The organism is Microcoleus sp. D3_18_C2 (assembly GCF_036702395.1).
In the GTDB taxonomy this organism is placed as follows: domain Bacteria; phylum Cyanobacteriota; class Cyanobacteriia; order Cyanobacteriales; family Microcoleaceae; genus Microcoleus.
In genome coordinates this window covers 116,629-143,181 of the sequence record NZ_JAUBTG010000011.1, presented here as the reverse complement: position 1 = coordinate 143,181, position 26,553 = coordinate 116,629, and the positions used below count along the sequence as shown (strand labels likewise).

Here is a 26,553-nt window from a genome sequence, read left to right as displayed (position 1 = left end):
AATAGCAGAGATATGCTGACAGCGCCGGGTGGTGTAAAAGATAGAGACTAAGTAACCCTTTAAAAGCCTAATGCCACAGAAAAATCTGATGGTGGGATGTAGGGGTAAAAGGAAAACTATCAAGCGGTATAAATCATCTCGTGATGCGATCTTACTGTATCCATAACCAGGATTACATCATTCAGGAGCCGTGTGCGGTGAAAGTCGCAAGCACGGTTTTGTAGGAGAGATGGTAGGGGACACTCTGCCATCGACTCTCTAACCGATTGACCATAATATCCCAGCCGGGGCGGGTTTTTGAGATTGTCAATTATTGGCAGATATTGGCAGGTTTACCCGCCCCTACCTGATTTTGGGCGAAGCGAAGCGGAGGGAATCTACCGGACATAATATGACAGCAAAACCTTCGATTTTCCGGTGGAGGCGATCGAAATTTTAGTGGTTTTGGCAACATCTGGAAAAAATAGCATCCCTATATCCGGCACTTCTTAAATAAGTCTGGTTCTGCTGTTGCTGGGAACGAGAAATACAGTCTTTTGTAGGGGGAATCCCTCTGTGGTTGCAACTCCTAATTGGTAATATTGCAGATATCGTGCAATTAAATAACCCCCGCAATCAAAGCTGAATATAGATTCGGGGTCAAGTTCACAGACAATGAAAATTGCACAAAAGCTCGATCGCCAATTATCTATTCAACAAAAACATGACAACACTTTACGTCAACCCGCTAACAGGCAGCGATTCCGCGGCCGGCACTCAATCGGCTCCATTCAAAACTATAGCCCGCGCGATCGTCAGTCGCGCTGCATCGGGAACTACGATTCAGTTATCACCGGGAACTTACAGCGCTGCTAGTGGTGAAAAATTCCCCTTGGAAATTCCATCGGGAGTAAAAGTTATTGGCAATGAAACTAACAAAGGTAGAGGCATTCTAATTCAAGGCAGCGGCAAATTTGTCAGTCCCACCGCTGCGGGCCAAAATATCACCATACTGCTAGCAAGTAATTCCCAATTGCGGGGAGTAACTGTTACGAATCTCGATAGTCGCGGCACGGGAGTCTGGATTGAGTCAACTTCTCCGACTGTGGCTAACTGCACTTTCACACTTTGTAAGCGCGGAGGCGTTTTTGCCACGGGTAGCGCTAATCCTGCGATTCTCGACAACATATTTATGGCAAACTCTGCGGCTGGGGTGATTATGGCGGGAACTGCTAAGGGAGTAATACGGCGCAATATTTTTCAAAAGACGGATTTCGGCATTTCTCTGGAAGCTCAGTCGGCTCCTTTGATTGCTGATAACCAAATTTTGGAAAATCGCTCCGGTATAGTTTTAGCAGGAGAATCTCAGCCGATTTTACGCAATAATCGCATTGAAAAAAATACGGAATACGGTTTGACTGCGGAGGAAAAGTCCCTGCCAGATATGGGGAATGCTAAAGATTTGGGCGGCAATATCTTTCAGAATAACGGCGAATTCGACTTGCAAAATGCGACTGGGGTTAAGATTTATGCGGTGGGAAATCAGCTCAATTCTTCGCGGGTGAAAGGTTTATTTGATTTGGGAAATGTGACGCCAACTCCGACTCCTGGAGGGCTAAAATTTAGCGACATCAGCACGCATTGGGCTAAGGATTTTATCGATCGCTTGGCAAAGATGAATATTGTTAGCGGGTTTCCCAACGGCACTTTTCAACCTTACGAGATTGTAACTAGAGCTCAGTATGCGGCGATGTTGGCGAAGGCGTTTGAATTGGTGCCGCGCCGTGAGGCGACGGTTTTTAAGGATGTGGGGGCGGATTTTTGGGCCAAGGGAGCGATCGACCAAGCTAATCGAGCTGGGTTTTTGGCTGGATATCCAGACAGCACGTTTCGCCCGGAGCAGAATTTGACTAGAGTTCAGGCGATCGTATCTTTGGTAAACGGCTTGCAGTTGGGCGGCGGCAACCCCAATTCTTTGAGCGTTTATGTCGATCGAGCTCAGATTCCCAGTTTTGCCACCGACGAGATAGCAACCGCCACAGAGCGTAAAATCGTGGTCAACTATCCCGCGCGCGAAAAGCTTTCCCCCGCCCACGACATCACCCGTGGCGAGATATCCGCCCTCATCTACCAAACTCTGGTAGCCACAAAGCGGGCCGATCCTATAAACTCTCCCTACATCGTCTAAGGGAATTGGGAGACAAGGGAGAGGGTAACTTGGGGTACAAATAACTCACATCTTGCACCATTCTCGCTGAACAGGCTTTCCGACCTGTTCCACAAAGAGTAGATTTTCTTGTGGGGCGTAGGGGTTGGGCAGGAGATCCCGCCCTGAAATGATTATGGAGAATGGTGCAATATCTCAGAAGAACCAACCTATCTCCCCTCCCCCTTGTCTCCGATTGCCTCACTCTCACCCACTCTCACCCGCTTCCCCTCTCCCAAGTCTTGATTTGCTAGTACCCGAATCGTTTTATGATTAAACATTAAGAAATTAAGCAATCCTTAAGGTTCGACTGTCAGATTATGGCTAAAATTCAATTCTCTCGGGGTATAGACGAAGATGCTGTGCCCGAAGTGCGTCTAACCCGTTCTAAAAGCGGAGAGCAAGGCACTGCCACGTTTATCTTTGAAAATCCCAAAGCTCTCAGCAGCACCAGTACCGAAGACATTACTGGAATGTACATGATCGACGACGAAGGCGAACTCCTCACTCGTGAGGTTAAGGCTAAGTTCATCAACGGTCAGCCTGCGGGTTTGGAAGCTCTTTATTTAATGAAAAGTTCCGCAGAATGGGATCGATTTATGCGTTTCATGGAACGCTACTCGGAAGCCAACGGTTTAGGATTTAGCAAGGCATAATTGATGGGGAATAGGGCATGGGGCATGGGGCATGGGGCATGGGGCATGGGTTATTGGTTATTAGTTATTTGATAATGAATAACTAACAACGAACAAATCACAACTAACTGATGACTTCTTCCCTCTTCCCTTTTCCCGATTTCCTCTTCCTTCTTGCTTCTTTCTTTTTCCTTCAATATCTGTTATATGACGCAAATCCCTCACCCCGACTTATCTAAAATAACCGTAAATTGCGCTATCATTACTGTTAGCGACACCCGCTCGGCAGAAACAGACAAGAGTGGCTTGTTAACGAAGAAGCTGCTAAAAGATGCGGGTCACTCTGTGGTAGCTTACACTGTTGTTAAAGATGATGCGGCCAAAATTGTATTGCAAATGCAGGCGTTTTCCCAGCGTGAAGATGTGGATGCAATCATTTTTAACGGCGGCACGGGCATCGCTCCCCGAGATACGACTTATGATGTGATGGAGAGTTTGCTTGACAGGATTTTACCGGGATTTGGGGAGATATTTCGGTTTTTGAGCTATCAAGAAATTGGTTCGAGGGCGATCGCCTCTCGCGCAGTTGCAGGCGTGTATCAAGGCAAGTTAGTCTTTTCTCTTCCTGGCTCTAGCAATGGCGTGAAACTAGCTGTCGAAAAGCTAATTTTACCGGAATTAGTTCACTTGGTGACGCAGTTGCGCGGAGGGTGAGGGCGGGAGTTGGTTTTTGTGCTGGCATCCGGTATGGGCGCTCGATCGAGCTTTGACTCGATCGCCTTTTGGTAAGTTAATCAGGACTTACGCTCAGAAACCCGGTTTCTAGCCTACCGTCGATCGCTCGCAGATAAATTTCAGGGTGCAAGGTCGATCGATATACACTAGAAAGATTGTGTATCGCCAGTTTTGCAATGACAAGCGAATTTCTTCATGTGCTACCCGCCACGTGATTTATCTCGCGCAAATCAATCCAAAATCTAAAATCTAAAATCCTCACGCCCCCGAATTTATCTCGCGCAAGTCAATCCAAAATCTAAAATCTAAAATCTAAAATCGAATGACGCTGCCTCCCGGATCTCGTTCTCCTGCTTTGTTCCAAACGCTTTCGCTGGTAGCTGACCCGATCGCATTTTTCGATCGCTCCTGGGCCAAATACGGCGATACATTTACCGCCCGCGTGTTGGGGCCCGCTTCGCCCCCCGTAGTGTTTCTGGGCTCTCCAGAAGCGATTCAGGCGGTGTTTACGACCTTAGCCGATGCCTTTGAGTTTGGCAAAGTGACCAACGTATTTCGCCCCCTGGTGGGAAATGAATCCCTAATTATGAATGAAGGGCCGCGACATCTGCGACAGCGACAGCTATTAATGCCCGCGCTGCATCGGGAACAGTTGCAGAGTCAAGGGCATTTGATTGTTGATTTGACGAAAAAGCAGACGATCGACTGGAAAGCCCCAGATGCGATCGCAGTCCGCGAAGAAATGTCAGAAATTTCGCTGCAAGTAATCTTGCAAGTCGTGTTTGGATTAGTGCCGGGAGAGCGCTACGAACGCCTGAAACAATTGCTCAGCAAGCTTTTAGAGGCGATTACCTCTGAACTGTACTCGATACAATTTTTCTTTGAACCGTTGCAGCAAAATTTGGGTTCTTGGAGTCCGTGGGGGCAGTTTTTGCAGCAGATGGCCCAGATTGACTCGCTGATTTATGCGGAAATTGCCGAGAGGCGATCGCAATCTCTCGATTCGTCTCGCACGGATATTCTGTCGGTGTTGATGATGGCCCGCGACGACACCGGCGAATCCCTCGGCGATCGAGAATTGCGCGATCAGTTGATGACGCTGTTGTTATTGGGACATGAAACGACTGGATCGGCCTTGACTTGGGCGTTTTACTGGCTGCATCAGTTTCCCGAATGCCTTGCTAGGTTGCGGCAGGAATTGGATGAATTAGGCGAGAATCCCGATCCGATTGCGCTTTCGCAGTCGCCCTACTTAACAGCAGTCTGCAAGGAAGCGCTGCGGGTTTATCCAATTGCCTTAATTTCGCAGCCGCGCAAGGTGAAACGGACGATCGAACTCGAAGGCTATACATATCAACCGGGAACGATTTTAATCCCCTGTGTCTATTTGGCCCACCGTCGCCCTGAAACCTACGAAAATCCCGCCCGGTTCAACCCCGATCGCTTTTTAGATCGCAAGTTTTCCGCCTCTGAATTTTTACCGTTTGGAGGCGGGAGTCGAAGCTGCATCGGGATGGCGTTATCGATGTTTGAAATGAAGCTGGTTTTAGCCACGGTGCTGTCTTCCCGTGAGTTTGTATCGAATCTCGATCGGCCAATTCGTCCGGCGCGCCGGGGAATCACCTTTGTGCCGCCCGATCGATTCCGATTAACGGTTGTGGGCGATCGGCTGTAGTGTTAATCTGTAGGGTGCGTCGCTGCGAGATATTGGATAAAACTTGCAGATTGTTGATGGCGACGCACCTTACACGGGCGATCTCAAGATTGTGTGTACTACATATACATGGAATATGCTGTATGTCATTCGATGAAAATCCCCGCAACTTTGTCTCCATTCATAGTCATGTGTGCCACAAATTCATCTCCACCATCTTCAAAACTCAGCTTCCACAAATAAATCGGACAATTACCTTGTTTGATCTCACCAAAATAATTAAATGAGTATCCCTTTTTCATGCGTGAAGCGAGCTGCTCGCTAACATCGTCAAACATTTTTTGTGTAATGCTCGCTTTGTAGCCTGCATCCCCCACTGTGGTAAAAAGCTCGTAATTTTTCGATGCAGTGGCATCCAAGATAACCTGCAAACAATCGATGACGTTTTGAGAGGGGGCTGTCGGGTTCATGAAGATGTCCTTCTTTTAGGGTGCTATCAAAATGTCTAACAAATGGCGCTGTGAATAGCTTCTACGGCTGTCTAATATCAAATCCGGTAGCATCGGAATTATTTATCAGTAGGGGGCGCGATCGCAGAAATTTTTAAATCCACAGATTAGACTATTTACACTCACGCACCGCCCCAAGGATCGAATAATATCTCTGCAACTTTACCATTTATAGCAGTTTTCAATCGAATTAAATAAATACAACTTTAGACACGGCAGTGCCGTGTCCTACCCGATCTAGCCATCCTCAATCATTTGTGAATTTCTTACTCCCTCCCCTTGATAAGGGGAGGGTTGGGGTGGGGTCAAAAATTTACGACTCCTGCAAGGATTGCTATATCAATCAATCCGTAATTTTCCCTCTCAAAGCTTTAATCTGCCCTCGCTTGGTTTTGCTGTCGAGACGCTTGCGCTGGGAACTACGAGTCGCTTTGCTGGGTTTGCGCCTTTTCGGTATGACGATCGCACTTTTAATCAGTTCTTGCAGCCGTCTCAAAGCCTCTTCCCGGTTTTGTTCCTGGCTGCGGTGTTCCTGAGCTTTGATGACAATCACACCTTCGGAGGTGATGCGCTGGTCGTTGATTTGCAACAAACGCTCCTTGTAGCGATCGGGCAATGAGGAAGCTGGGATATCAAAGCGCAAGTGAATCGCACTCGCCACCTTATTGACATTTTGCCCCCCCGCGCCTTGAGAGCGAATCGCACTAATCTCGATTTCGCCATCAGGAATGAACACAGTATTAGAAATTTGTAACATGATTTATTGATAATTCTTAGCTGTGAGTATAAACTCAATTAGTTTTTTTCGATCCCATAACTCTACATCGTTAGATTGAGCAAGTTTGCAAGCGTTTTCTGTAAATCTGTTGTTAGTGATTACTCTACCTTTATTTCCTTTGTAATGTCTGACGGCTCCTGCTACTTCTTGAACTGCTTTAATCCCAACTGGATTTTTGCTTCTTTTGGCTTGAACCACGGTTTTTGAGCCATCTTTGTATAAAATTAAATCAGCCCCATAATCTTGACTATCTTGAGTTAAAGTAACACTATAACCCAAGTTCCTAAAATGGATATTGAGAAATATTTCAAACTCTTTACCAGTCATTTCATCCACTTCCAGAATACCACTATCTAATAAACGTTTTCTTTGATCTTCTTCTGTTAATTTATCAAATACCAATGCTGCAATATCACTGAAAACGGCTGCTGCTCTCACTATAAAAGGTTTCATAAAATTACATTTATTTTAAAGGAGTAGTTATAATTGTACCAGATTTGCTCAGTACAGGCTCAACTACACATCAACCTATGCCATCATCAGGAGTTCAATACTTAATTATCAATGCCCTGGAAACTCTCGACTTGCTCATCTGGAGAATATATGATGAAGAAAAGGGCTTTTGGTACATCGAAACCCCTAGTCGAGTTTTACCAAGGGCTGCTATACTACAAAGTGGCGAGATTATTCGTATAGACGAGCTGGAAGACTATGACGAAACCGCATGATATTAGAAGAGAACAAGACCGCAGATTGGGAGAATTAATGGCGATCGCACGTCAGCGATTTATCGATGCAGGCGGCGATCCTCGACACCCGCCATCAGGTTTAAAAGGCGATGATTACATGACAGACGCAGAAAGACAAGAAGCACTCACGATCGCCCGATCGCTCTTTAACGACGAATATATTAAAACCTATCTCAAAAACAAACGTCAATGAATTTTAGATTTTAGATTTTAGATTTGAGAGGCGAGCCCACGGATGAAGCGGTTCAAAATCCGAAATTAGTAAGGTGCGCCGAAACGCACCCTACAAAAATTAATTAGTCCGTAGTACCGGTTTGCAGCGACTCTTTAGCAGTCTGCGTCCACTCAGAGTGGAAGAATTCACCGCGCGGTTTGTCGGTGCGTTCGTAGGTGTGAGCCCCAAAATAATCACGCTGAGCTTGCGTGAGGTTTTGTGGCAATCTTTCGCGTCGGTAGCTATCAAAATAGTCCAGCGAGGCGCTAAATGCTGGCACTGCAATCCCCAGTTGGCAAGCAGTAGCTAACACGTCTCGCCAAGCCGATTGGCGATCGAGAATGCTCTGTTTGAACTCCGGCGCTAACAGCAAATTCGGCAACGTAGGATCGTCCTTGAAAGCTGTTTTAATCTTGTCCAAAAAGCCAGCCCGAATGATACAGCCACCTTTCCAAATTCGGGAAATTTCGCTCAAACTCAAGTCGTAATTGTACGACTTCGACGCCGCGCTCAACAGCGCCATGCCTTGAGCGTAGGAGCAAATCTTCGAGCAGTAAAGCGCATCCCGGACTTTATTCACAAACTCTTTAGTATCGCCTTCGTACTTGCCGCTAGGCCCGGTTAGTTCTTGGGAAGCGTTGATACGCTCGTCTTTGTAAGAAGACATGATTCGGGCATTCACAGCAGCGATAATTGTGGGAATGCTCACGCCCAATTCCAAAGCACTCATTACAGTCCAGCGGCCGGTGCCTTTTTGACCGGCTGCGTCCATAATTACCTCAACTAAGGGTTGCTTAGTTTCCGGGTCAATGTACTTGAAAATATTAGCCGTAATTTCAATCAAAAACGAGTTGAGTTCGTCTGTGGTATTCCATTCGGCAAAAACTTCCTGCAATTGCTTGCCGTCCAATCCACCAACGTTTTTGAGCAAATCGTAGGCTTCAGCAATGAGCTGCATATCACCGTACTCAATGCCGTTGTGAACCATCTTCACGTAGTGACCAGCGCCACCGGGGCCGATGAATGTGACGCAGGGGCCGTCATCTACTTGAGCCGCAATTTTGGTGAGAATTGGCTCTAGTAGGCCGTAAGCAGTGCGGGTGCCACCGGGCATCAAGCTAGCACCGTTGAGCGCGCCTTCTTCGCCGCCACTGATGCCCATGCCGACAAATCCCAGTCCCATCGATTCTAAATCTTTGGTGCGGCGTTCAGTGTCGTCGTAGAGCGAGTTGCCGCCGTCAATAATCATGTCGCCCGGTGACAGCATGGGTTTGAGCTGGTCGATGACGGCATCTACGGGTTTCCCAGCTTGCACCATGACTAAGATTCGGCGTGGGGTTTCTAGGACATCGACGAATTCTGTCAGAGTCTTGGCGGCTACAATGTTCTTGCCGGGGGCGCGTTGGGCCATGAAGTCGTCGGTTTTGGCTGCGGTGCGGTTGTATACAGCCACGGAGAAGCCTCTGCTTTCGACGTTGAGCGCTAGGTTTTCGCCCATCACTGCTAGACCGATTAAACCAAAATTTTGCTTTGTCATGCTAATAACCCGCTGGTTGTTCCCGCTTGATGATAGGTTTGCGAGAGAGGAAAGCGAGGCGGGGTGTACCGCTTTCCGGTGGACTAAAAGTATTGGACAATAGACCTAGGAGGTTTAGGTTTATTTTTATATTCTCAGAATTGCTGTTTGGTAAATCAGTAGGGTTTTTTTAAGATTTAAGGGATATTAATGACGGGGACAGGTGATGATAAGGCAGGTATTATGTCGATCGCGGTAACGGTAGATACAAACAAGCGGACATTTTAAGGAAAATTTAGGAGACTGTTGTAACTATGGAAGATTTGCAGTATCTCGCGGCCTGGGTGAAGGAGCAACACGCTCGCGAGTATATTTTGACTTGGCTGCTGAGTCAACAGGGGCTGTGGTGGTCGGATGGGGATATTTATCAGGCGGTTTTGCAAAAGTCGGGAAAGCTTTTGAAAGCTTATGTTCAAAAAAGGCAAGCGGGAGAGTTATTTGAGGGAATTTCTGAGAAGTTGGGAGGAGATGAGAATTGGGATGATTTGGTGGGGAGTTTGGCGCGGATTGTTGCGGTTTATCAAGAGGAATTATCGCATTTGCAAGAGCGCGATCGCAAGGGGGATGGGCTAAAAAAAAATTTAATTAGTCAACCATTGACTGGAGATCCTTTGCCGCTTTTGGAGGTGCAGCAAGCTTTGCCTGATCCTTATGCGGATACGTTGACGGGGAGATAATTTGCGATCGACTTTTTGGAGGCACAAGAATCTCAGAAACCGGGTTTCTTCCTATATCTCTCGTACTCAACCAAAAATTGTCGCAGAAACCCGGTTTCTCGCCACGCAGCTAATCCCATAAACCGGGTTCCTTCCTATATTTATCGTACTCAATCCAAATTATTCGCAGAAATCCGGTTTTTCGCCACGCAGTGAATCCCAGAAACCGGGTTTCTTCCTACATCTCTCGTACTCAACCAAAAATTGTCGCAGAAACCCGGTTTCTCGCAACTTGGGCGACAGTTCTCGATCTAGATTCAAGGATTGAGAATAGGTGTAATATCTAGAAGAAATCCGGGAAGTACATCTTCACCCGAAAGTGTAGGCGGTTGGTCAAAAGAGAAATTAATCACTTCTGCTACATCTTCAGACAAGCGATAGATTTCTACTAAAGGCGTTTGGGGGTCAATTAGCCAACCTAAGCGACAGCCGTTAGTTCGATAATACCGCATTTTAGCCCGCAATGTTTCTAGGGAATCACTTTGCGAACGCAATTCTATTACAAAGTCCGGGCACAGGGGAGGAAATTTGCGCTTATCTTCTGCGGATAATGCTTCCCAACGTTCTAGGAGTACCCAAGCAGCATCAGGGGAACGCTTCGCACCGTTGGGTAATTGAAAGATAGTGGAAGAGTCAAAGACTTTTCCCAATCGAGTCTGACGATTCCACAAACCGAGTCCCAGGTTGAGATCCGAATTTCTGATGCCGCTTTCGCCGCCTGTTGGAGGCATAATAATTAGTTCTCCTTCGGGGGTTTGTTCTAATCGCCACTCTTCATTAGCGATGGACAATTGATAAAATTGTTCGTCGGTTAAAGCGACGGATGCAGGTAGGTTGAGAGTTATAGTTTCCATCGTTGATATTATCGCCAACTAGCTTGGTTTTATTATAACTCCCACTTTCTGACAATTTTCTCAAAAAGATCGCACGCTCAGAAACCGGGTTTCTTTCGATATTTCTCGTGCGAGGCGGAAAATTGTCGCAGAAACCCGGTTTCTCGCCACGCAGCTAATCCCAGGAACCGGGTTTCTTCCGATATTTCTCGTACTCAACTGAAAATTGTCGCAGAAACTCGGTTTATCGCCACCTAACGAGAGAAATTAGAGCGCAAATCCGCGATAATTGATCGCAATCACCCGCGCCAAATTCCCCACGCTAACCCACAAGTCCGCCGGGGGTTGAAAGCCCGCGTCTCATAGCAAAAGTCCTCTCAAAGAGGACTGAAAGACACATTTTTGAACAAGCATTGCAATATCTCCCCAGTCGGTTTCAACCGACTTTCGCTATGAGACAGGGGTTTTAACCCCTGGCGGACTGTTTGTTTAACTCTAAATATAGCTGCTAGCTTGACGGGTGAACATTGAGCAGTAAATTCCGTTTGATGCTATCAATTCGTCGTGAGTTCCTATTTCTGCTATTTTACCGTTTTCCATCACGGCGATGCGATCGGCAATTTTTGCTAATCCCAATCTGTGACTGATGACTATGGTTGTTTTCCCGGCGGCTATTTGGCGGAAGATGCTGTAAATTTCGTGTTCTGTCTTGGGGTCGAGGGCGGCGGTTGGTTCGTCAAAAATGAGCACTTCGGCTGTAGAAAGTCGCATTAAGGCGCGGGCGATCGCAATTCTTTGCCACTGTCCCCCCGATAAGTCTATGCCGTCTTCTAATTGTTTCCCCAACGGTGTCTCTAAACCTGCGGCAAGACTATTGACTTTGGCGCTAATTCCTGCTTCGGAAATTGCTTCGTTAATTGCGCTGTCATCTGACAGTGAAAGCAAGTCGCCGAAACCGACGTTTTCGCGGACTGTCGAGGGGAAACGGGCGTAATCTTGCATGACGACGGCGATGCGCGATCGCACGTATGCTAGAGAGTACGATCGCAAATCTTTGCCGTTCCAGGCGATCGTACCACTTGTCGGGTCGTACAGGCGACCGAGGAGTTTGCCAAGAGTTGTTTTACCCGCGCCATTTTCACCGACAAGCACTAGCATTTCACCCGGATTAATCGTTAAGTTGATATCTTCAACCGTGCTTTTATTGCTACCGGGATAGCAGAAAGATAGATGCTTAATCTCGATGCCAATTTTATCTTTTGTGGGACGGGCATCTTGCCCGTGACTTGGTAATGGAGTTGTGGGACGGGCATCTTGCCCGTGACTTGGTAATGGAGTTGTGGGACGGGCATCTTGCCCGTGACTTGGTAATTGACTTGTGGCACGGGCATCTTGCCCGTGACTTGGTAAACTAGGCAGGCGAGATGCTACATCCCCAAGCGGAGACTGCAATTCTGGTTGGAGTTCCAAAAGTTGAAAAATCGGACTAACGCTGAGAGAGATATCGTACAAATTAGTAGAAGTGCTAATCAGCATCTGCAAACTTTGCTTTACTTGGACAATCAAACCAGAATAGAGTGCTAAATCGCCCAAAGTATAGCGGCCACCCAAAGCTCCCATTACTACATAAATAAATGGCAAAGCCACTCCGATTCTACTAAACATCGACCAGAAAAGTACAACAAAAGCTCCTTTTTTTCGGATTTGCTGCATCTCGCTAAAAAATTGCAAAAACTGACCCTGCCAGCGTTTGAGCCAAAGTTCTTGCAAGCCAAACAAACGCAATTCTTTAGCATATTCTTCGTCCGTCAAGACTCTAGCGGATAAGTTCATTTCGCGGCTGATTTTAGCTTGCTTTCTTTGAACTCTCCAGATGATTCTGCTATATTTTCTTTGGGTGTAAATTGAGGGAGATGAGGAGATTAACATCAGCAATGGCACCCACCAAGCTATTGCAGCAGCAAGGCCTATCGATGGAATAAATATAAAAATTCCCGTGATAGTCATGCTGATGGTAAAGGCTAGTTGTTGTATTTTGGCTACTCCACTTTTTGCTAGTTCTACTATATTTAATAGTTCCGGGTTTTCAAAGAGGGCAATATCGTCGAAATTGGCGACTTTTTCGAGGACTTTTCCTTCGACAAAGCCTTGAACGCGATCGCGCAAAGATGTCGCGACAAAAGAGTTCATTGTGTCTAGGGCATCGCCGACTAACTTGAGACTTAAGACTCCGCCAATACTCCACAGCAATATTGGCCGGGAAAGCATCAAAGCAAAGGGCTGTGCTGTTTGAGTTTGCGACAGCAACCGAGATACTTCATCAATGATTAATTTATCTAAAAATAGCACGGCAGAGGGTGCAGCACCGCCGATGATGTTGAGTAATATTAAATTGCGGAGTTCTATTGGTGCGGCTTTGATTATCAGGCCCAAGCTGCGCCACAGAGCTTGGAAGGTGGTAATTTGGATGGCTTGCATAGTTTGTGGGTATGTGTCGGGTATAGTCATCCCCGGACGGTTTATTATAACAGTATTTATTAGCTGTTTGCCAAGCCTTTAAAATTAAATGCCTTAGTTAGTTTACTCTGTTAATCCGGGTATTTTATTCATCAACTAAAATTTTAGTCGTCCATTAGATACTCTAAAAAGTTCCTAGTGTCCATATAGGTTAAATAATCAGTATAATTATCATAACTTACGTAATTAATAGTATACCCATCGTAAAAAAGCTGGCTTCTGTAAAACCACTGCTCGATTTTATTCGGAAAATTATCGTAATCATAATAATCCTTTAACACTATAGAGTTACATCTGAAGATATCGGGATCAATAAAATCATTATCTTGTTCATCATCTGGTTCATCATCCGGATCAATTTTATCTATAGGCCTGGGATCAAGTAGAGAGGTTAATACATTTATAAATGCAGAATCATAAATCTCTCCCAAATTGGCCGTTATTGTAACTTGACCTATACTTTTTCCAGCGATAAATTTACCATCTGAATTTATATTGCCACTTGTGGCACGCCAGATGATATTCCCAGGCATCATCAGATCCCCTTGCTGATCAAATCCTCTAGCAGTAAAAGTTAAATTATGATTAAGCTTAAGTTGTACTTCTTTAGGATAAATTTCTAATCGTCTCAATACAGGAACTACAATAACTTCAACAGAAGCACTAATCTTAGCTGCATTAATAAATAGTTGACCAGCCAAGTCGAGAATCCGAGCGACAATCTTAAAGATGTTTTTCTGTAACCACGCTTCTATATCGAAACCAAGGATATCGGTTTCTTCATTTGTAAAATCTGTTTCTGTATTTTCTGCTTGTTCTGTTTGTTGACCAGTCGTAAAATTACTTTTTAGAAGCTCGACAGCCGACTTGAGGATGAAATTACTTTGGGTAAAATTAACCAATGAAAATACACGATATAAAAGCCTCATGTATATTCCCAAGATTAAGAGTTTAGTCCTTACCCCAGATTCCGATATTTCAGTAACATTAGCTGTTACCTTAAATGTACCTTTCGCATTATTATCCGCAGTAAAATTACCGTTTTGGTCAATTTTTCCACCTGTTGTTTCCCAAGATATTTTTCCAGTATCTATTCGATTGCCATATTGGTCTAAGCCTACTGCTATAAATTTTTGGCATTCACCCGGCTTGAGCTTTACTACTTTTTGAGGATAAATCTCTAATCGTCTTAAAACTGGGAGCAACGTAACTTTAACTGATTGAGTAATTCGTTCGACTGTAGCATTAACCGTAACTTCACGCTTTTCATAACCTCCTATAAAAATTCCATTGCCGTTAATTCTTCCCCCTTGAGTACATTGCCAATCTAATTGATGAATTTGTATTGGTTCATCTTGTTGATCAAATCCTATAACATCAAAAGTGAAATTTTCTTCAGGTTTAAGTGCTGCTTCATTGGGAAAAATAGATAATTTTCTCAATATCGTAATTACTGTAATATCAGCAAAGGTAGTAATATTGTATTCCGTGGAAGTAGCAGTTACTCTAAACTTACCTTTAGCATTTATGTCAGCTATAAAATTGCCATTTTGGTCAATCGTACCACCTGTTGCTTGCCAAACTATCCGCCCAATTGCGATGTCACGATCCCACTCATCTAAACCCAGAAGCTGGAATTTTTGAGGTTGTCCAGGAGCTATTTTTACTTCCTTTGGTGAAATTACTAATGTCGTTAGTTTTGGTGGTTCAACTATAGTGACATCAGCAGAAACGCTTATTTCTCCCAGAGTAGCAGTAACAGTTATTTTCTCCTCTTGATAACTAGCGCGGAACATTCCATTATTCTGAATTGACCCGCCCGTTGTACTCCAGGCTATTTGCCCAATATTTATGTTGTCACCATACTGATCCTCACCTTTTACTCGAAACTGAAAACTCTGCCCAAACTCTAATTGAGATGTTGAGGAGGTAATAATTAGTTCTGCTAGCTTCGGAGGTTCAATAATCGTAATGGGGATAACTCGAAGAATAGAACGGACTGAAGCGATAATTTCAAAATTCCCTTGCTTGCTTCCAGCTATAAAATTGCCATTTTGGTTAATTGTTCCACCTCCGCTACTTGCTGACCAAGTAATTTTCCCAGTTTGTATGTTGTTATCATACTGATCTACTCCTTTAACTCGAAACAGAAAGCTCTGACCAAACTCTAATTGAGGTATTGAAGATATAATAATTAGTTTTGCTAGTCTCGGAGGTTCAATAATCGTAATTGGAATAATTCGACGAATTGAACTAACTGAAGCTATGATTTCAAATTTACCTTGCTTGCTTCCAGCTATAAAATTGCCATTTTGGTCAATTTTTCCCCCTCCGCTTACTTCCCATAATACAGTTTCCTGCATGGGATTTCTGCGTTGATCTAAAACTTGTGCTGTGAATTGTTGCGTTTTACCAAACTCTAAAGTAATACTAGAGGGAGCCAAAGAAATATCAGTGATTCTAGGAGGCTGAATAATAGTAATTGGGACAGAAGCCTCAAAAATGCCTATCTTTGCTTTAACTTCAAATCTTCCTTCTCTTTGACCTGCGGTAAATAAACCCTGTTCTATTGCACCACCGGCACTTTTCCATTTAACATCTTTATTGTTAAGGTTCATCTCTATATTATTCTGGTCATAACCTTTAACTGTAAAACGTTTAGATTGACCATAGAGAAGTTGTAGGGGAGGTTCTACAATAATAACAATCTTGCTTAATTTTGGGTAAGAACAACCCTTAATAGCATGGAGTGCCTTTCCGGTTTTTGCTTCTAACAATGTTACCCAATCTTTACCCGCAATGACAAGAATTTTTCCATTAGGACTAACAACTACAGAGCTAATAAAACCCGGTTGTTCTGGTAGAGTGTAAATGATTCTATAATCTTTTAAATCAAAGATTTTAATCTCTTTGGAAAAACCTACTACAAGTATATTTTGAGCGACACTACAATCTAAAGAATTAATTGATTGATTATTTGGGTAAGTCTTGGTGCATTCTAAATTTTGAAGAGGTAACGTAGACAAATCTTTATTATCTAATGCGCCAACAATAACTCTACCTAAAACCCAAGCCCCGACAGCTATAGGCCCTCCTAATGAAAATCCCGCTACAGTAGCTGCTACATCTACTAAACCTTTCCCCAAAACTGAAGCTGATTGATTTGAAGACACTTCTTCAGTTTTGGATTGCCAAAATTTGATAACCCCATCACGACTTCCACTAATTAAGGTTGTGTTGCTTGAAGTAATACTTAAAGATTGAATCCAAGCCGAATGCCCTTCAATACTGCCTATGAGTTGACCGCTATCTAAATTCCATAATGTAATTTTATTATTAGTGCTTCCACAAGCGATGACTTTTCCATCATGGCTAATACATAAGCTCAAAACACAAAATAGTTCCTTTTCATTTTTTATGGTTTTACTTAGCTTACCTGTATTTAGCTCCCATATTTTGATGGTTTTATCTGCGCTACCGCTAACAATTTTGCCATGAGCAGCGATAGCAACAGCAGTAATCCAACTAGAATGACCATTGAGCGTCCGAATAACCTGCCCTGTTTTTAAATTCCATACCTTAATAGTTTTATCTGCACCTCCGCTAACTAATGTATTTCCATCAGGACTAATAGCCACAGACAAAACCCAGTGCGAATGTCCTTCAATACTACGAATTATTCCCCCCGTTTGCAAATCCCATACCCAAATATTTTTCCAACTCCCTCCTACTAAAATAGTATTATCGGGGCTTATTGCCAGAGACGTAATAACATCTGTTGGACAAGGTGTTAAGCTTTCAGGTGTATTTGTCCTCAAATAAGAATTATCACCACGAAAAACTCTGTAGGCAAATTGTTTAACTCTGTCTGATTGATCTTTGATTGACTGTTCAATCAAAAGTTCTAAACCTTGTTGACCATAATTGAGAGTCTCTGATAAAGCAGCAAGTCTTTCTTGCTCATTTTGACTAGATAACTGCTTCTTAACTTCTTCAATTCTTGTAGACATTCTATTTCTCTCCAAATCATTAACTTTGTGATTTTTGGGCAGCCACAAGCAACAAATTAGCTAGGTGATAGGGTTCTCCCGTAAATGTGGTGATAATAAAAGTTCATCTAAGTTATTTATGTAGATTATACCAGATGCTCGGTTAATCATTGTAAATGATGATGACATAATTTCTATTTCTTTATCCTCACGCCCAGGTTGGTTGAAAATTTATCAGTGCATTACACTGACCCACCGTTAAAAATTTGCTTTGCGGTCAAATTCAACTCTGGAAACACTGCCGATTCAACCCTTTCATCTCCTCGAAACAGCTTAATTTGATACTCGCTATCTACTAGCTGATAAACTGATAAAGTCGGCTGTTTCGGAGAACCAATATAACGGCTACCACCTAAACCCAAATAATCTACAATCCAATATTCAGGAATGCCTAGTGCTTCATAGTCAATCATTTTGTGGGCATAATCATCCCGCCAATTAGTGCTGACAACTTCAACAACTAATTTAACGGAATTTCCCTGAGTGATGACTGATTCTCTTTCCCATCGAGGCTCATTGGCTTCTACAGCTTGTTTATCTAATACAATTACATCAGGATCGTAGCCAGAGTTATCGCTAAATTTAATTGTACATTCCTTGGGAATAAAGTAAGGAAGTTGCAATCGCCTGATTTCAAAGCCCAATTCGAGCGACTGAAAACCGGCAATCGCTGAGTGTTTACCAGTTGGATTGGGCATTTCAACAATAACTCCGTTATGTAGTTCATGGTGTCCTTTTTCTGGCTTCCATTCCAGGAAGTCATCAAAAGTTATTAACTTGGGTATAGCTTGAGTCATCAGGAAACCTCTTTAGTGATAGGTAGATGAATAATTTGATCTTGATATTCATTGAGAAAAGAACATTCGGCAATCAAAATTAATTCCTCTATGTTTTGCCCAACGCTTAAATTCGCATTTAAAATAAATATTCCAGGAATATGACGATTGGCTTGCAAATGATCGTTCAAGTGAACAGGCATAGATTTACGGTTATTCGTGACTAGGATAAAGTCATATTTTTCACACCATTCTAAAATTTCAGGGTCTTTAGTTCCTTTGGCTGGTATAAAAGGTTCGCCAATGACCCGAATAATTAATTCTACTTGTTTACTCCGAATTTGAGTAGGATAAACCGGGTCAATATTTTCATCCATTAGATACTTGAGGACCATTTTTTTTAGTTCTTTCTTCCTTAATTTTTTGCAGTCTAATCGAAGCTGGATGAGGGTTTAATTGTTGGGCTTTTCTTTGTTGGTGTGACCATTCTAGCCAGTCTTCGATATATTTATCTAAGACGGCTTTATTGTTTAAATAATACAGGATTGTTGCGTAAATTTGATCCAGGGTCAAAGTGTAAAAGTGTTTGATGATTTCCTCTGGTGAACGTTGATGATAAATATATTCATAGAGGATGCTTTCTATTCCTACTCTTGTCCCTTTTACTCGAATGTCATCCTCGGCTAAAAATTCAAAATATTCTTCTATTAGCATGGTTTATTCCTCCATTTGTTGAGTAAGGTTTGAATTGGCGAAAATAAAAAGCCTGGCTGCAATCGAATAATTTTCAAACTTTCAATTCCGCGATAGTCCACAATCTTGACAGGTTTACAATTTATCCAACCCCTTTGCCGAATTTGTTGGCTGTTTTTTTGGGATTTCTCTACCCCGCTAACATCTTTGCTACCGACTGATGAATTCGATCGCACCACACCGGAATCACAGGCTGACCAGATTTTCAGGATACGATCGCCCTTTCCATCTCAAACTCTGCCAGATCGAGCGATCGCCCTGAATCAATCCCACCATAGCATAAACCGCTTTATGCCAAAGTTATCAAAATGTCAAACGCCGCACCGTACCATCATCTGTAAATCGCTGTTCGCCAACGCCAACAACTTCCACAATAACTTCGCGTTCTGATATCAAAAATTGACCCTCGCGCGCGGCAATTTCAACGATGATTTTTTCCCCTTCCAAATACACCTTGTAATTAGTCGTAGCCCAGACACCTTTTTCATGTTCAAAACTGTGTCCATCGTCCTCATAAAGCGTCCATTCACCGCTTCCGGGCCAAATTCGCATTTTCAATGACTCAAGGGGTTCTTCGCTGACAAATTGCTTCACAGGTGCGATCGCAATTATGCCCCCGCCCCGCACGTAAAGCGGCATTCTCTCCAAAGGTGCATAAGCCAAAATGTGCATCGGGCCCTGATAGCATTCACCCGTCCACCAATCGTACCAAGTCCCCTCCGGCAAATACACGGCGCGATGCTCAACTCCCGGCCGGTAAACAGGTGCAGCCATCAGCGACGGGCCGAGTAATACTTGATCGTAAAGGTGATAAGTTGTGCGATCGCGCGGAAAGTGATATAGTAGCGGTCGCAAAATCGGCGTTCCCGTCGTCGCAGCTTCCCAAAACAACGTGTAAATATAAGGCAACAACTGATAGCGCAAATTGATGTATTCGCGGCAAATCTTCTCAGTGCGATCGCCAAAAACCCACGGTTCGTGCTGCGCCGTACTCATTGCCGAATGACCGCGCATAAAGGGATACAGCATCCCCACCTGCATCCACCGCGCGAACAATTCAGCCGTTGCATTCCCCGCAAAACCGCCGATGTCGCAACCGACAAACGCCACGCCGGAAAGCCCCATATTGCAAAGCATTGGTAGCGACATTTCTAAGTGTTCCCACTGCGATTGATTGTCGCCCATCCACACCGAGGAGTAACGCTGAACGCCCGCAAAACCCGATCGCGTCAGCACAAAAGATCGATCGCCCGATCGCACTTTTTGCAACCCCTCAGCACAAGCTTTCGCCATCATCAACCCATACAAATTGTGGGTTTCCGCGTGGGTAGCGCGATCGGATTCCGGGCCTTGCGGTGCATCCAGGGGAAAGCTGATGTGTTCGCCGCCGTCACCAAAAGGCCGTTCGGCGATCGCAGGTTCGTTCATGTCGTTCCAAATCCCCGCAATCCCAACATCTGTCAGAGTTTTGTGCAATTCGCCCCACCACTGGCGCACCTCCGGCCGCAGGAAGTCGGGAAACACCGCTTTGTCCGGCCAAACGTAACCGTGGAATAGCTTTCCCTCTGCGGTGCGAACGAAATAGTCATTCTCCACACCGCGATCGAATATCTCATAATCTGCTTCCGGTTCGTACTTGACACCGGGATCGACAATCGTGACAACCTTAAAACCCGCTGCTTTCAAGTCTGCGATCAGTTTCGCGGGATCGGGGAAACGCTTCGGGCTCCAGGTAAAAACGCGGTAGCCGCGCATATAGTCGATGTCGAGGTGGATGACATCGCAGGGAATCGCCCGATCGCGAAATTCCTTCGCCAACTCGCGCACAACGTCCTCGGATTCGTAGCTCCAGCGGCATTGGTGGTATCCCAGCGCCCATTTTGGCGGAAGCGGCATCCGGCCGGTTAACTGCGTGTAGGTGGCGAGAATTTGGGCGGGTTCCGGGCCGTAAATGATGTAGTAGTCGAGTTCCGGGCCTCTGGTTTCCATCCGCAAAACTCCCGGTTGTTGGGCGCCGATGTCGAATTGACTCCAAAATGTCGTGTTGAAAAAGATGCCGTAAGCGCGATCGGGATTCATGGCGATGTAAAATGCGATCGCCTGGTACATTTCATCGGTGAGGGAATTGTAGTCGAGGGCGTCGGTTGTCCAGTTTGTCTTGACTTCGGAGAGTTTGTCGAGAAAGCCGGTGCGTTCGCCGAAACCGTAGAAGTGTTCGTCTGCTTCGATGCGCTTCCAGCCTGCGGTTGCGCCTGCGCGCCATCCCATATTGCGATCGCAGTCGCTAGCAAAGGGTTTTCCCGATTTGTCGAAGCATTCGATGGAAGTGCGATCGCGCTTTACGGAAATCAATATTTGTGCGGTTTCAATTTCTATTTTTTCGTCTGTTTCTCGCACTTCAAATGGTATAATTTCCCACTCTTCGTCAGGGACGGTTATTGAGTGCGATCGGCTTTCTACCCCCCCTAGCCCCCCCTTATTAAGGGGGGGTTGGTCTATAATTTCTTCCTCCCCCTTGTAGGGGCGGTGCCTGCGTGCCCGCCCTAGTTGGGGGGGGTTTGGGGACATTCGCACTCGGATTAAATTCGGTGCGAGGATGCTGATATTTAGGGAGGAATTGGTACAGTTGAAGTGAATTGTGCGATCGTCGGTCTTATTGATAGATTCTACCGAACCGATTGTTGACCAAGGCTGTTCAGTAGTTTGGAGATTTCCGAAGTATTGCGGCATATACGATTTGGTAATTGGCAATTAGTAAACCGATAGTGCAAGCCGCACTTGACTGCCGTCATCTAGCTAAAGGAAGAATATAAATTGTCAGCATTTCAAGTAGATGGAAAAATGCGGTAAAATATACTTCAGCAATACCGTGGCTAGCCGAATAAGCTACTATAAAAAATGAAACAGGTATCCATAAATTAAGTGGAAAATAACTGAGCATTTGCACCATTTTTTATTTTAACTCAGGCTTTATGAACAGGCAAGATGCCTGTTCCACAAAGACTAAATTTTCTTGTGGAACAGGCATCTTGCCTGTTCTTGATAACGCAAGATGCCTGTTCCACAAAGACTAAATTTTCTTGTGGAACAGGCATCTTGCCTGTTCTTGATAACGAATAAGCTACTATAAAAAATGAAACAGGTATCCATAAATTAAGTGGAAAATAACTGAGCCTTTGTACCATTTTTCATTTTAAATCAGGCTTTATGAACAGGCAAGATGCCTGTTCCACAAAGACTAAATTTTCTTGTGGAACAGGTATCTTGCCTGTTCTTGATAACGCCTCAATTGTGAATTTTTCTCTTCCTTCGCCTCGAAAGCGGTTCATTATATCCGACACAAAACCAAGTGGAGCTTTCGCTTCACCCTTACGAAATCTCCACTTTTATCACTCTTCTAGTGGCTGCAAAAACCCTCTTGCCTTCACTCGATTTTACTTGTACAAAACAGCCTCTTTCAAAGTCGCGATCTTACCTAGCGCTTCATCGAGATCCTCTTGGGACGCGCCGTGGGCAACTATTGCATCGGTCAAATGCTTCACAATTGCATCAAAGTGTTCAGGCTGTAAATTCAAACCTGCGTGTGCTTTCTCCATTGAACGGCCTGAGTATTGCTTGGTGCCGCCAAGGGCATAGGAGATAAAAGCAGTTTGATGGCGGCGCTGCTTTTCCATGTCTGTATGATCGAAGAAGTGGCTCACTATCTCGTCAGCCAAAACATCGCGGTAAAAATCATCGACTATCTCTTTAATGGCTGGCTCTCCACCCATTTTTTCGTACAATGTTGTTGCCATATCGTTATCGTTTCAGCGAGTTATTTTTTTTCCCTTACTCTTTAATTATAGCTGGCAGCTTGGCTTTTTTCCACTGTGAAATGTTAATTTAATCTGAAATAATTACTGAGTAACTGTTGCGACTGCTGGTATTTCTTAGACCACATTCTCTAATTGTAAACTTTATTAACGTTCTCTCGCCAGTTAGATATTGTCGATCGCCCTCCCAGCAGTTTTACCTAATGCACGGATTGCTGGTTTTAGCAAGATGTTTCCTATACACCAGCAACACGCATCTGTTTTCCAGCTAGCAAACTCAAGAAATCGGTGATAAAACAGAGGCCGGATGCGATCGCGGAAATTGCGATCGCCCCTGCAATTGGACAAGTTAAAATAAATGGGCGATCGGCTTCCCAGCAGCATCATGTATAATTAAACTGCAAATATAATCGAATCACCACAACGATCGCCTGTATACTGATATTCTGCCGTTGCTAGTCGGTTGCGAGACTTCCGGGCGATCGCCCGCAGTTAAGAAAAACCTTTGACTTAAGTACGCGGACACAAATAAACATTATTATCTCATTGCGAGAAACGAAGCAATCCCAAGTCTGAGCGATTGCTACATTTCTATCTGCTGTTTCCTTGAACTTTGATGATTTTTGAGTGCCTTGAAATACTATAGTCAACATCCTAACGCTTTCTCGATCGACTACCTCAACGACTTGCGAGGAGCAATTCTAGCCTCCCCTTATCTAGCAATCAACAACCTCAACCGCGATTTCATTGGCACAAAAGGGTTTTCCGTGGTGTTTCAACGTTCGGAAATCGCCGAAGTAGAACGGCGGTTCCCTTTGTTCAAACCCTATCTAGACCAAGCATTACTGCCTGAATGCAATGCTTTTTACCTCAACCCTTTGTTGCTGGGTGAAGGTTCCCGCGTCGATCCGCATATCGATCGATCTTTGCGATCGTACTGCAAAACAGTTGAACCTCCCGCAGCCGTCAGCGTTTTATACGTGCAAGTACCGCCGAACTTGCAAGGAGGAGAATTGATACTGCGGCGCAACAAACAGCAAGTCGGCCAGATTAAGCCACAAGCCAACTCGCTAATCTATTTTCAAGGAGATTTGACTCACTCTGTCAACGCCGTTAAAAGTACCGGCACTCGTTTGAGTTTGGTTTGCGAACAGTACAGTTTGAGCGAAACTGAACTGCAAGATATTCCAGGATTCACAGTGGAATCTAGGGCCGCAAAAGCAAAAATTAAGTAATGTTTATTCGATCGATCCTGGGAGGGTGATAAATTCAGGACACGCTTAACCAGCCGCTTGCATCAACGGTTCAATCACCGCCAACTTATGTGCTAGGAGATTATCCAGAACAACTACTGCGATCCGAGTGGGTTAAGACCGAGCATTATGGGCGATCGGCTTAAGTAAAATCAAGTATAATGTTAGAGTTACTGAATTGTTATATGGTTAGAGTAACTTATAACATTCCTAATGAAGCAGAGGAACTTAAGTGGCAAAAATAGAAGGATTTAGGGTAATAAATTACCGCTCGCTGCGTGATATTACTATGGGCAAGCTGTGGAATACGCAAAATGCCGAGGAACTAACGCCAATGACAGCCGTTATCGGTAAAAATGGTGTTGGGAAGAGCACGCTTTTTGACACTTTTGGCTTTCTTGCAGACTGCTTAAAAGGGGGAGTCGAAGAAGCCTGTGATGCCCGTGGGCGGGGAGGTTTTGAGAGAATTCGATCCCAAGGACAAAAGGGAAGTGTTGAGTTTCAGATTTACTATAAAGAGGATCGTAACGCTCGACCAATCACCTATGATTTGGCAATAGACCTTGACTCTTCTGAAAGACCGTATGTAAAAAAAGAAAGACTTAGACAACGGAGAAAAAACGAAAAAAAAGGACAACCTTATTCTTTTTTGATTCTGAATGAAGGTAAGGGCTTAGCATGGAAAGGTGAAGAAGGAGGTCAGCTAGTTGATGAAGATCGAGGAGAATTTGATGTAAACAATTTAATAGAAGAAATCCAAATAGGTGAGAGATCAGAAGAAAGTAAAGAAAAGGAAATAGTTGAACTTGACGACAAGCGAAAACTGGGAATTGCTACTTTGGGAGCGCTCAAACAACACCCAAGAATTTCCGCATTTCGTAGATTTATCGAAGGATGGTATCTCAGCTATTTCACACCAGACGCTGCCCGTAGCTTACCTCTGGCTGGGCCACAAAAACATTTGAATATTCATGGAGATAATCTAGGAAATGTGGTTCAATTTATGGAGAGAGAGCATCCTAAGAAATTCCAATCAATTCTGCAAAAAATATCTAGTAAGATTCCAGGCGTGGCAAAGATTAGCACCGCTAAAAGTCCAGACGGTAGACTTCTGCTGCAGTTCAACGATCGAGGTTTTCAAGAACCATTTTATGCTCAACAAATGTCAGACGGAACACTGAAGGTATTTGCCTATCTCCTTCTTTTAGAAGACCCCTCACCACCGCCATTTTTGTGCATAGAAGAACCCGAAAACGGACTTTACCATAAGCTTTTAGAAACTCTAGTCCGAGAATTTCGAGAACACGCTACAGCTCGAAAAAGATCGCAAGTATTTGTTACAACACATCAACCCTATTTTGTAGATGCTCTTAACCCTGAAGAGGTTTGGGTACTTGAAAAGGGCGAGGATGGTTTTTCTACAATCAGACGAGCTAGCCAAGACCCTCTCATTAATAACCTTGTTTCTGAAGGATTGCCCCTTGGCGGACTTTGGTACAGCGATTATCTAGATAAAAGGTGAATAAATGCACTTTGAGATACTTGTCGAGGATATTTCTGGAAAAACGGCTCTTGAAATTCTTATCCCAAAGATTATTAGCACCGAACACACATTTAAGATCAGTTCTTACAAAGGACTTGGGCATAAGGTTCCTAAAGATATAAACTCTACTTCTGATGCAAAAAAACGAATTTTGCTCGACCTACTTCCGAAAATTGTTCAAGGATGGGGTAAAACATTATCTGACTGTCCTGATTACTCTTTTGTCCTCATTGTAATTTGCGATCTAGATAACCGATGCCTCAGTACGTTTCGCAAAGAACTACTAGATATTGTAGATAAGTGTAATCCTCCGCCAAAGACGCAATTTTGCATAGCAATTGAAGAAGGAGAAGCATGGTATCTAGGCGATTTAGCAGCAGTTAAGGCAGCTTATCCGAGAGCAAAAGAAGCAGTCCTAAATTCTTACACCAATGATAGTATCTGTGGTACATGGGAGAAGTTAGCTGAGGCGGTGTTTTCCGGTGGTGTACAAAACTTATCTCAACAAGGTGGGCAAGCAATTGGTTTAGAGAAGACAAACTGGGCTAACAATATTCCTCCCCACATGGACGTAGATAAGAATTTGTCACCAAGCTTCTGTTATTTTCGAGATAAACTTCGAGGCTTAACGAGTCAGTAAAGAAACCGGGTTTTTTTATTGGGAATCGCCTAGCGCCACGAAGAAGTAGACTCGTAAAAAAACCCGGTTTCTCGACACCCGTGCCTAAGTCCTGTCTAAATACCAAAATTGGAATAATAGCCAAACTTTTGATGAGTAATATCATGTCCGGTCGATTCCCTCCGCTTCGCTTCGCCCGAAATCAGGTAGGGGCGGGTTCACCAACAATATCTGCTAATAATTGACAATCTCAAAAACCCGCCCGGCCGGGATATTATGGTCAATCGATCGGACATGATATAACAGCCCATAAAGCTAGTTTAGCGGGACAACCTCAGCTTAACATTCCCAGAAACAGCGAACAACCCCAAAGAAGAAAATAGAACGATGCAAAGCATTTTCGCTCGCCGCAGGATGTCGGAGTCAATGAAGCTGCTGGTTTGGTAATGCCAGAGGCGATCGACTTATATCATGTCCGATCAATTAACTCTAATATCCCGGTCGGGGCGGGTTTTTGAGATGGTCAATTATTGGCCGGTATTGTTGGTGAACCCGCCCCTACAAAAATCGCGGTCGCTCGACCGGACATGATATTACCAATAAAAACCACCAGATTAATTTAAACTGATTAAAAGTTAGGCTGCGAA

The 26,553-nt window shown here is 44.2% G+C and carries 23 protein-coding genes; 10 read left to right on the top strand and 13 right to left on the bottom strand.

The window, feature by feature from the left end:
- Positions 1-703 precede the first annotated feature (703 nt).
- The 4 genes from QUA88_RS10295 (at position 704) to QUA88_RS10280 (ending at position 5,230) form a co-directional block, all read left to right on the top strand.
- Entirely contained in the window at positions 704-2,167 is a 1,464-nt protein-coding gene (locus QUA88_RS10295; RefSeq protein ID WP_333271558.1) for a DUF1565 domain-containing protein, read from the top strand.
- 338 nt (positions 2,168-2,505) lie between these two features.
- A complete protein-coding gene (gene psb28 / locus QUA88_RS10290) occupies positions 2,506-2,841 on the top strand; it encodes a photosystem II reaction center protein Psb28 (protein ID WP_333240570.1) in 336 nt (111 codons plus the stop codon).
- Between the two features lie 186 nt (positions 2,842-3,027).
- The gene (locus QUA88_RS10285; protein WP_333201484.1) at positions 3,028-3,534 is read left to right on the top strand and encodes a MogA/MoaB family molybdenum cofactor biosynthesis protein; all 507 of its coding nucleotides are present in this window, start codon (positions 3,028-3,030) and stop codon (positions 3,532-3,534) included.
- A 343-nt stretch (positions 3,535-3,877) separates the two neighbouring features.
- Positions 3,878-5,230 (top strand): cytochrome P450, encoded by a 1,353-nt coding sequence (locus QUA88_RS10280; RefSeq protein WP_333271555.1) that lies wholly within the window; start codon positions 3,878-3,880, stop codon positions 5,228-5,230.
- 125 nt (positions 5,231-5,355) lie between these two features.
- Here QUA88_RS10280 and QUA88_RS10275 read toward each other — a convergent pair whose 3' ends face one another.
- The 3 genes from QUA88_RS10275 to QUA88_RS10265 form a co-directional block, all read right to left on the bottom strand.
- Positions 5,356-5,679, bottom strand: a complete 324-nt coding sequence (locus tag QUA88_RS10275; protein WP_333259406.1) for a hypothetical protein — start codon at positions 5,677-5,679, stop codon at positions 5,356-5,358.
- Between the two features lie 382 nt (positions 5,680-6,061).
- A complete protein-coding gene (gene arfB / locus QUA88_RS10270; RefSeq protein ID WP_333183163.1) occupies positions 6,062-6,475 on the bottom strand; it encodes an alternative ribosome rescue aminoacyl-tRNA hydrolase ArfB in 414 nt (137 codons plus the stop codon).
- Positions 6,476-6,478: 3 nt separating this feature from the next.
- Positions 6,479-6,949, bottom strand: coding sequence for a restriction endonuclease (locus tag QUA88_RS10265; protein WP_333208036.1), 471 nt, complete (start codon positions 6,947-6,949; stop codon positions 6,479-6,481).
- A 77-nt stretch (positions 6,950-7,026) separates the two neighbouring features.
- Between QUA88_RS10265 and QUA88_RS10260 the strand changes: the two genes are divergently transcribed.
- Positions 7,027-7,224, top strand: a complete 198-nt coding sequence (locus QUA88_RS10260) for a hypothetical protein (protein ID WP_333055570.1) — start codon at positions 7,027-7,029, stop codon at positions 7,222-7,224.
- Positions 7,208-7,438 carry a hypothetical protein gene (locus tag QUA88_RS10255; protein ID WP_333271552.1) on the top strand — a complete coding sequence of 77 codons (231 nt, stop codon included), beginning with the start codon at positions 7,208-7,210 and terminating at the stop codon, positions 7,436-7,438. The genes QUA88_RS10260 and QUA88_RS10255 overlap by 17 nt, the downstream gene beginning before the upstream one ends.
- Positions 7,439-7,541: 103 nt before the next feature.
- On the opposite strand, the gene gnd is transcribed toward QUA88_RS10255, so the two are convergent.
- A complete protein-coding gene (gnd, locus tag QUA88_RS10250) occupies positions 7,542-8,996 on the bottom strand; it encodes a decarboxylating NADP(+)-dependent phosphogluconate dehydrogenase (protein ID WP_333271549.1) in 1,455 nt (484 codons plus the stop codon).
- 293 nt (positions 8,997-9,289) lie between these two features.
- Between gnd and QUA88_RS10245 the strand changes: the two genes are divergently transcribed.
- Complete coding sequence (locus QUA88_RS10245) at positions 9,290-9,712, top strand: hypothetical protein (RefSeq protein WP_333271546.1); 423 nt, start codon at positions 9,290-9,292, stop codon at positions 9,710-9,712.
- A 296-nt stretch (positions 9,713-10,008) separates the two neighbouring features.
- Here the strand turns inward: QUA88_RS10245 and QUA88_RS10240 are convergent, their stop codons facing one another.
- From QUA88_RS10240 to QUA88_RS10200, 9 genes are all read right to left on the bottom strand, one after another.
- Positions 10,009-10,605: a Uma2 family endonuclease gene (locus QUA88_RS10240; RefSeq protein ID WP_333055566.1), complete on the bottom strand. Its 597-nt coding sequence runs from the start codon at positions 10,603-10,605 to the stop codon at positions 10,009-10,011.
- Between the two features lie 474 nt (positions 10,606-11,079).
- Positions 11,080-13,062 (bottom strand): ABC transporter ATP-binding protein, encoded by a 1,983-nt coding sequence (locus tag QUA88_RS10235; RefSeq protein WP_333271543.1) that lies wholly within the window; start codon positions 13,060-13,062, stop codon positions 11,080-11,082.
- Between the two features lie 143 nt (positions 13,063-13,205).
- Positions 13,206-17,111: a WD40 repeat domain-containing protein gene (locus tag QUA88_RS10230; protein WP_333271540.1), complete on the bottom strand. Its 3,906-nt coding sequence runs from the start codon at positions 17,109-17,111 to the stop codon at positions 13,206-13,208.
- Positions 17,112-17,332: 221 nt separating this feature from the next.
- The gene (locus QUA88_RS10225) at positions 17,333-17,947 is read right to left on the bottom strand and encodes a Uma2 family endonuclease (protein ID WP_333208042.1); all 615 of its coding nucleotides are present in this window, start codon (positions 17,945-17,947) and stop codon (positions 17,333-17,335) included.
- Positions 17,947-18,303: a hypothetical protein gene (locus tag QUA88_RS10220; protein ID WP_333208043.1), complete on the bottom strand. Its 357-nt coding sequence runs from the start codon at positions 18,301-18,303 to the stop codon at positions 17,947-17,949. Before QUA88_RS10220 ends, QUA88_RS10225 begins: the two co-directional genes overlap by 1 nt.
- A complete protein-coding gene (locus QUA88_RS10215; RefSeq protein ID WP_333208044.1) occupies positions 18,296-18,640 on the bottom strand; it encodes a DUF433 domain-containing protein in 345 nt (114 codons plus the stop codon). The genes QUA88_RS10220 and QUA88_RS10215 overlap by 8 nt, the downstream gene beginning before the upstream one ends.
- A 342-nt stretch (positions 18,641-18,982) precedes the next feature.
- Complete coding sequence (locus QUA88_RS10210) at positions 18,983-21,409, bottom strand: glycoside hydrolase family 31 protein (RefSeq protein ID WP_333271536.1); 2,427 nt, start codon at positions 21,407-21,409, stop codon at positions 18,983-18,985.
- Positions 21,410-21,642: 233 nt separating this feature from the next.
- The gene (locus QUA88_RS10205; protein WP_333271533.1) at positions 21,643-21,774 is read right to left on the bottom strand and encodes a hypothetical protein; all 132 of its coding nucleotides are present in this window, start codon (positions 21,772-21,774) and stop codon (positions 21,643-21,645) included.
- Positions 21,775-22,113: 339 nt separating this feature from the next.
- A complete protein-coding gene (locus QUA88_RS10200) occupies positions 22,114-22,473 on the bottom strand; it encodes a group 1 truncated hemoglobin (RefSeq protein WP_333055558.1) in 360 nt (119 codons plus the stop codon).
- Positions 22,474-23,123: 650 nt separating this feature from the next.
- Between QUA88_RS10200 and QUA88_RS10195 the strand changes: the two genes are divergently transcribed.
- From QUA88_RS10195 to QUA88_RS10185, 3 genes are all read left to right on the top strand, one after another.
- Positions 23,124-23,726, top strand: a complete 603-nt coding sequence (locus QUA88_RS10195; protein ID WP_333208048.1) for a 2OG-Fe(II) oxygenase — start codon at positions 23,124-23,126, stop codon at positions 23,724-23,726.
- A gap of 250 nt (positions 23,727-23,976) precedes the next feature.
- Positions 23,977-25,266 carry an AAA family ATPase gene (locus QUA88_RS10190; RefSeq protein WP_333055555.1) on the top strand — a complete coding sequence of 430 codons (1,290 nt, stop codon included), beginning with the start codon at positions 23,977-23,979 and terminating at the stop codon, positions 25,264-25,266.
- Positions 25,267-25,270: 4 nt separating this feature from the next.
- Positions 25,271-25,927 (top strand): DUF4276 family protein, encoded by a 657-nt coding sequence (locus QUA88_RS10185; protein ID WP_333055554.1) that lies wholly within the window; start codon positions 25,271-25,273, stop codon positions 25,925-25,927.
- Positions 25,928-26,553 lie beyond the last annotated feature (626 nt).